Source organism: Bartonella sp. CL25QHWL, assembly GCF_042195335.1.
In the GTDB taxonomy this organism is placed as follows: domain Bacteria; phylum Pseudomonadota; class Alphaproteobacteria; order Rhizobiales; family Rhizobiaceae; genus Bartonella.
This window is the reverse complement of the sequence record NZ_JBHIOE010000029.1, coordinates 1-6,429: the sequence shown is the minus strand read 5'-3', so window position 1 is coordinate 6,429 and position 6,429 is coordinate 1. Positions and strand designations below refer to the sequence as shown.

Here is a 6,429-nt window from a genome sequence, read left to right as displayed (position 1 = left end):
GATGTCCTCAACTTGGTGAGAAAATTCAATGGCGTCAATCAACTCGCAGACCATAGAGAAAATATAGGATTATAAAATGACAGTCCAAACAAGCATTACACATAAATTACTTGTACCGATTACCTTTGAAGGAAAAGAGCATACCGAAATCACCTTACGGCGCCCCAAAACAAAAGATGTGCAAGCAATAGATAAGAAGGAAGGCGTTGAACAAACAATCGCTATGGTTTCTCGCCTTTCTGCATGGCCACATGAAGCTGTTGGTGAACTCGACATCAATGACTTATCGAGCATTGGAGAAATCTTAGAGTCTTTTATCAAACGGCGGGATACCTCGACTGGGAAACCGCCGCTAAACTCATAGCCGATATTACCATTGTGTTCCATTGGTCCCTTTCAGACATGATGGAAATGGAACCACAAGAATTAATATTCTGGCGAAAACAAGCAGCAGAAAGGTATAAGACAAAATGAGTAAAACAACTAAGGGTGCCGATGCAAAGGTAAAATTGACTCTTGAGGACAAACTCACCGCACCTCTCAAACGTATACAAGAATCTTTTAATAATTTGTCGCATACATTAAATATTCCCCACTTTTCTGCTGCACTAAAAAATATGACAGCATGCCTTAAAGGCGTTCAAAGAGCCCTTGGTACAGCGGCAAGTCGTGCTTCGGTATTTACCGGTGCTTTAGGGCTTACTGGTGATGGTCTTGTGGCAAGCTTGATCTCCGTTACCATGCAAACCATGCATCTTGGGGATAGTCTTCACCATGCATCACAGCATTTGGGAATGAGTGTTGCATCACTTCAATTATGGGGGGATGCAGCCGATAATTCAGGCACTTCTGCCGAGCTTTTTCAACAATCCTTAGCGGTTTTAAATAGGCGTTCAGCACAAGCATATGCTGGACAAAAAAGAGGCATGATGGGCTTTGAAGCGCTTGGCATTTCTGTCAAAAACACTTCTGGAAAACTCAAATCCACTTCTGTCTTGTTAGAAGAAATTACTGACAAGATGAGTAAGATGAAAAATCAAGCACAAAGAGAGCATATTGCTTCTCTGCTGTTTGGTGGGGATGGTAAAGAAATGGCCGCCATGCTTGCACAAGGCATGGCGCCTATCAAAGAACTATTTGCAAAGGCGCGAAAAGGAAAATGGCTGATAGGTGCCGATGTTGCACGCTATGCAGCAGATTTGAGTGATAAGCTTGGTGCTTTTAAGAAAAAAATAGGCGGTATCGCGAGCTTTATTGGCGCGCGTTTCATGCCCGTGATTAATGATATGATTGACGGTTTTTCAAAATTGATTGATGAAAACCGTGACCTCATCCAAACAACCGTTGCGAGCTGGGCAAAAACCTTAAAAAAAGTCCTTAATGATTTGCTTAATCCTACCTCTGATTTAAGAAAAGGCATCAGTGATCTCACAGAGAGGATTAAAGGCTGGTTCCAATGGCTAGAACCTCTGATTGGTGAAATAACCCTCTTTAAGGTAGGACTTGTGGCACTTGGTTCGTTCATTTTTGGTCCACTCATTGCCGCATTAGCCGCAGCGGGAGCAGCGTTTGTCACCCTTGGCTATACTATAATGACCACACCTATCGGTTGGCTAATTGGCGGCATTGCAGCTCTTGTTTTACTCTATAAATATTGGGATGAACTCAATGGCTGGGTAGCCGCATCCTTAGCTGCAGTTGGAGCAGTTCTTACTGGGGCATTCATTGCGGCAATAGCACCAGCTGCTTCCGCAATTGCTGGTCTTGCTGTAACTCTTATAGCTTCACTTATTCCAGCAATAACTGCCGTTAGTTCTGCTTTTATATCGCTTGGTATCGCAATCATGACCACTCCTATCGGCTGGATTGCTGGCGGCATAGCAGCCCTTGTTGGAGTTGGATATCTGCTCTACAAAAATTGGGATACGGTAGTAAGCTTCATAAGCAACTTGTGGAATTCTTTTGCGAGCTTATGTAGTAACGTTTTCAATAACCTCTTGACGCTCTTTAAAAACTTTTCACCACTCTCTTGGTTTTCGAAAAAAATCAATGCATTGATTGAGTGGCTGTTTGGGGTCAATCTCATGGAAGCAGGAATCAATCTGATTAACGGGCTTTGGGAAGGTATCAAAAACCAATGGAGTGCTCTGTCTGAATGGTTTAGCGGCATAATAAGCACATTAACCAGCTGGATGCCTAATTGGATGAAAGAACAGCTAGGCTTTAATGTTTCAATCAACAAAACTTCAACCCAGACTTTAAAAACCTTTACCGATGAAACCAATGCACGCGCAAAAAAAATGGTTGATACAGCAATTGTACCCAATGCTCCATCTGAAAAACGCAAGAGTGGTTTTAATACAGGGACAGTCGAAACAGAATACATAGAAACTCCAAATACAAAAGTGGGTTCCTTTGAAGTTCCAGAACCCATTACGATTCACAAACCTGTTGAAGTAGACGCCCGTGTAACCATTACAAATCTCAATATTTCAGTACCAAATGGTCTTAAGGACGAAATCAGAGACGCTGTCAATCAAGCACTTGAACGCTATGCAAAACAGCAACGTTTAGCCATAGCCTCTAGCCTTTCGGATTAAATACCATGATGTTAGCTTTGGGTGGTTTTATTTTTTCGATTGAAACAGCAGCTTATCAAACACTTGATATGTCTTATGGGGTTCCATGGGTAGAGCAAGGACGATTGGGGAGAAAGGCTGCTCTTCAATTGCCTGCTGTTGCAAATGCGGAATTTTCTTTAGCAGGCGTGATTTATCCAGATTTCAAAGGTGGTCACAGACAGCTCGAATATTTACGGCAAATGGCACATGAAGGACCTCACATTCTTGTGACCGGTCAAGGCAAAATCTTAGGTAAATTTGTCATTCTTTCTGTAGAGGAAAAACAAAGCGTTTTTCATCATAACGGCACCCCACAAAAACAAGAATTTACAATAAAGTTGAGAGAATATGGTGAAGACCTATGAGTGATCTTTACATGACCAAAAATGGTGATATGGTTGATGCCATTTGCTGGAAATACTATGCCAAAGGTCAACAAGCGCTTGCTGTTGAACGGGTCTATACAGCAAATTTGGGGCTTGCAGACTATGGACCCATTTTAAAAGCAGGTATTACGATACTCTTACCAACCCTCCCCTATCCGAAAGCCACACCAGTGATCAGAATTTGGGGTAGCAAATCATGAAACCTTTTTGCACGGTTCTGGCAAATGGAGAAGACATCACAAAAACTCTTATGGATTATGTTTTGTCGATTGAAATTACCGATGAAGCAGAAAACAAAAGTGATCGTATCACTATAGAGCTTGATGACCGCGCACGTGACAGTGATAACGGCTTTCTTGATATTCCTCTTATCGGGACAGTTATTTCCATAAAACTTGGCTATGAAGGCGGAAAAAACCGCGATATGGGAGCCTATCTGATAGACGAAATCTCTGTGAGCAGCCCACCACAAAGCTTAAGTGTTACAGGACGCGCCGCATCAATGAACACGTCTTACAGAACCCCCAAAAGCCAATCCTATCACCAACAAACCCTTGGCAGTATTGTTCAAGAGATAGCAGAGCGTAATGGCTATACGCCAAAGGTTGATTCTTCTCTTGCAAAAATCGTTGTGCGTCATATTGATCAAACATCAGAAAGTGATATGGCTTTTGCCGCACGCCTCGCAGGGGAATATGATGCGGTAGCAAAGCCCGTTGATGGCAAACTGGTGCTCGCCAAACGGGGTGAAGGCAAAGCCATCACCGGTGAAACACTCCCTATTGTTGTTATTCATGAGAAACATTGTACCTCTTGGGATTTTAAATACAGCGCACGGGATGAAGCAGGAGCAGCAAATGGCTTAGAAACAGATGTGGGAGACGATCAAAAAGCCGCTGCTGATGCACGAGAACCAGAAGAGATTGATGATGATGAAAACTTTATCCATATGGATGACAGTGGCAGAACAGCACCATTATCATCTGAATCGGAAAAAGCAGAAAAAGAATCTGAGAAAAAAGAAGAAGACAAAGAGAAGAAAGGCGGTGTTCTCGCAACCTATCATGATATCCGCAGTGGTGAAAAAAAAGAAGTCAAAGTTGGCAAAGCACCGTTTCATGAACTCAAATACACCTACCATAACCAATCAGAGACTGTTGCAGCCATTGCTGCTTATCGCAATAAATCATCACGCGGTAAGTCTTCTTTCTCATGTGATATCGGTGGTGATCCCTTTGTGCAAGCAGAAGCAAAGCTTGTTCAGGAGCCCTCTTTCCGCCCCTATATTCCAGCAGAATGGCGCATCAAAAGCGTTAAACACAAGCTTGATAAAACAGGTGGTTATACCACAAAAATAGATTGCGAGCTTTTTGATGAAACCCAAGAAGATGCGGCTGGAAACGTTGCAAACACCACACCAGACAAGGATGATACCCTTGATCCAAACGCTCCACCAAACGCATGCGACGAAGGCGAAGGCGTTATCCATATGGATGAAGAGGATATCAATTAGCAAAAATATCAAAAAATTATCAGAAGCCACTTGATAATGTGGCGACAATATGAATAACCGAATTAGGTGCCTAAGAAACACCTTAATAGTAAGCGGATTTGGTTACGAAACAATCTCTTCTCCGCACGTTTAAAGGCTTTGACTCATTGTATGTGACATGCATATAATGATCTTGTCGGGTGTAGTTACGCTATACAATACCCTTTTGGGAAAAGCATAACGACGGACTTACTACCGTGTTTCTTAGCACCCGGCACTTTTTAAAAGTGTCATTGAGAAACATCTAAATAGTAAGGAATTCTTATGAACACTCTTATAGAAATTAAAGAACAAAATATTGGTCAATAAACTGTTCAAACGGTTAACGCACGTAAATTACATACGTTTTTAGAAGTCAATTCTAAATTTGCAGATTGGATTGTACGCCGTATTAAAGAATATGGATTTTTGGAAATCAAGATTATGGTTTTACGTTTCTCAAAAATGAGAAACGTAAAAATGTTATAAGTAAAGAATATCATCTTACCTTAGATATGGCGAAAGAGCTCTCAATGGTTGAACGCAATGAGAAGGACGCCAAGCTCGTCGTTACTTTATTGAATGTAAAAAGAAACTAAAAAGTCAATTTATTGATTATGATGATATACGTTTTGCTTTCCCAAAAGATTGGGATAAAATGTCTCCGACTAAAAAGGCTGTTTACATTTATGAACCTCTCCACATGCATCTTGTCAAAGCCTGTACGTTGGTAGAAGAAAGCAAGCATTACAAAGCCATAATCAAAGAAGCAAAACAAGTCTTAGAAAGATCTGTCGTGAAAGCCGCTTAAGTAAAAAATATGCCTCCCCTCCCCATTTCAAAATGATGAGGTAGTCAAGATGCTTCTTCTAAAGCCGCTTGTTCCTTACAATTATTTTGGATAGGCGCTAAACTAATCTGCAAATTTAAAGCACTCAAAACACTGAGAAAAGTAGAAAGCCGTGGGTCGCCTTTATCACTTAAAGAACGATAAAGAGACTCTCTTGATAGCCCTGTATTTTGGGCGATTTTACTCATTCCTTGGTTTTTCGCTATTATACCAAGAGCATGGGCAAGATACTTACTATCTTTGCTTTCAAGAGCATCTTCTAAAAGAATCCTTTGTGTCTCAGGTGTCTTGAAATATTCACTTGTGTCAAATTTAGTAATTTCCATGTTTTATTTCCTTTACTAATTGAAGAGCTTTTTTGATATCCTTTTGTTGTGTAGATTTATCACCAGCATTCAGTAATAAAATGATTTGTTTACCTTGTTTTACAAAATAGATTCTATAGCCAGGACCATGATGTATCTTTAACTCTCCAATTCCACGGAAAAATTTTACATTTCCAAGAAATCCCGTTTCTATTCTTGCTATCCGTTTAACAATATGCGCTTGCGCAATCTAATCTTTTAAAGAATCTAGCCATTTTATAAAATGCTCTGTTTTGTATACTGTAAACATTTGTAACTTATAAGATACAATTATTACAATGTCAAATACATTCTTTTGTTCCAATGAAAAAGCGACATAAAGCTTAACCAAGCTATCTTTCCGAATGAGAAAGATGTCAATTTTTTAATCCAGCTCTGCTTTTTGCGGAGCTTTTTTTATGGAGAATCATATGCGAAAAATATCATCAGAAGGACTTGCACTTATCAAACAATGGGAAGGTTTGCGTTTGAACGCCTACAAAGATACCATTGGTGTGTGGACAATAGGTTATGGACATACAAACAATGCTGGAAAACCTTTTATTTACGAAGGCATGACCATCACGGAAAAGCAAGCAGAAGAACTTCTTTGCCAAGACTTAAGACAATTTGAAAATGTCGTTGAACGCGCTGTTACGGTTTCATTAACGGATGAACAATTTGCGGCGTTAGTGTC

General features: G+C 40.5%; 10 protein-coding genes and 1 pseudogene. 9 read left to right on the top strand and 2 right to left on the bottom strand.

Annotation, left to right across the window (positions count from 1 at the left end; all coding sequences use genetic code 11):
• The 8 genes and pseudogenes from ACFILY_RS08905 to ACFILY_RS08870 form a co-directional block, all read left to right on the top strand.
• Positions 1–75: phage major tail tube protein (locus ACFILY_RS08905; RefSeq protein WP_375631908.1), on the top strand; the 75-nt coding region annotated here is incomplete at its 5' end.
• 1 nt (position 76) lies between these two features.
• Entirely contained in the window at positions 77–364 is a 288-nt protein-coding gene (locus ACFILY_RS08900; RefSeq protein WP_273791694.1) for a phage tail assembly protein, read from the top strand.
• Positions 365–402: 38 nt separating this feature from the next.
• Positions 403–474: a GpE family phage tail protein gene (locus ACFILY_RS08895; RefSeq protein ID WP_081485993.1), complete on the top strand. Its 72-nt coding sequence runs from the start codon at positions 403–405 to the stop codon at positions 472–474.
• Positions 471–2,600: a phage tail tape measure protein gene (locus ACFILY_RS08890; RefSeq protein WP_375637880.1), complete on the top strand. Its 2,130-nt coding sequence runs from the start codon at positions 471–473 to the stop codon at positions 2,598–2,600. The genes ACFILY_RS08895 and ACFILY_RS08890 overlap by 4 nt, the downstream gene beginning before the upstream one ends.
• A 5-nt stretch (positions 2,601–2,605) precedes the next feature.
• Entirely contained in the window at positions 2,606–2,986 is a 381-nt protein-coding gene (locus ACFILY_RS08885; protein WP_375637881.1) for a phage tail protein, read from the top strand.
• Positions 2,983–3,207: a tail protein X gene (locus tag ACFILY_RS08880; RefSeq protein ID WP_375637882.1), complete on the top strand. Its 225-nt coding sequence runs from the start codon at positions 2,983–2,985 to the stop codon at positions 3,205–3,207. The genes ACFILY_RS08885 and ACFILY_RS08880 overlap by 4 nt, the downstream gene beginning before the upstream one ends.
• Positions 3,204–4,520, top strand: a complete 1,317-nt coding sequence (locus tag ACFILY_RS08875; RefSeq protein WP_375637883.1) for a phage late control D family protein — start codon at positions 3,204–3,206, stop codon at positions 4,518–4,520. Before ACFILY_RS08880 ends, ACFILY_RS08875 begins: the two co-directional genes overlap by 4 nt.
• A gap of 303 nt (positions 4,521–4,823) precedes the next feature.
• Positions 4,824–5,349, top strand: a pseudogene (locus tag ACFILY_RS08870) (antA/AntB antirepressor family protein).
• 44 nt (positions 5,350–5,393) lie between these two features.
• On the opposite strand, the gene ACFILY_RS08865 reads toward ACFILY_RS08870, so the two are convergent.
• Positions 5,394–5,714: an addiction module antidote protein gene (locus tag ACFILY_RS08865; RefSeq protein WP_010705378.1), complete on the bottom strand. Its 321-nt coding sequence runs from the start codon at positions 5,712–5,714 to the stop codon at positions 5,394–5,396.
• Positions 5,701–5,943: a type II toxin-antitoxin system RelE/ParE family toxin gene (locus tag ACFILY_RS08860; protein ID WP_375637885.1), complete on the bottom strand. Its 243-nt coding sequence runs from the start codon at positions 5,941–5,943 to the stop codon at positions 5,701–5,703. Before ACFILY_RS08860 ends, ACFILY_RS08865 begins: the two co-directional genes overlap by 14 nt.
• 220 nt (positions 5,944–6,163) lie before the next feature.
• On the opposite strand from ACFILY_RS08860, the gene ACFILY_RS08855 reads away from it, so the two are divergent.
• Positions 6,164–6,429, top strand: a 266-nt coding sequence (locus tag ACFILY_RS08855; RefSeq protein WP_375637884.1) for a lysozyme, incomplete at its 3' end; no start/stop codon positions are given.

Coding starts and splice junctions, on each gene's coding strand:
- ACFILY_RS08900 (WP_273791694.1), top strand. CDS start 77: ATGACAGTCCAAACAAGCATTACACATAAATTACTTGTACCGATTACC.
- ACFILY_RS08890 (WP_375637880.1), top strand. CDS start 471: ATGAGTAAAACAACTAAGGGTGCCGATGCAAAGGTAAAATTGACTCTT.
- ACFILY_RS08885 (WP_375637881.1), top strand. CDS start 2,606: ATGATGTTAGCTTTGGGTGGTTTTATTTTTTCGATTGAAACAGCAGCT.
- ACFILY_RS08880 (WP_375637882.1), top strand. CDS start 2,983: ATGAGTGATCTTTACATGACCAAAAATGGTGATATGGTTGATGCCATT.
- ACFILY_RS08875 (WP_375637883.1), top strand. CDS start 3,204: ATGAAACCTTTTTGCACGGTTCTGGCAAATGGAGAAGACATCACAAAA.
- ACFILY_RS08865 (WP_010705378.1), bottom strand. CDS start 5,714: ATGGAAATTACTAAATTTGACACAAGTGAATATTTCAAGACACCTGAG.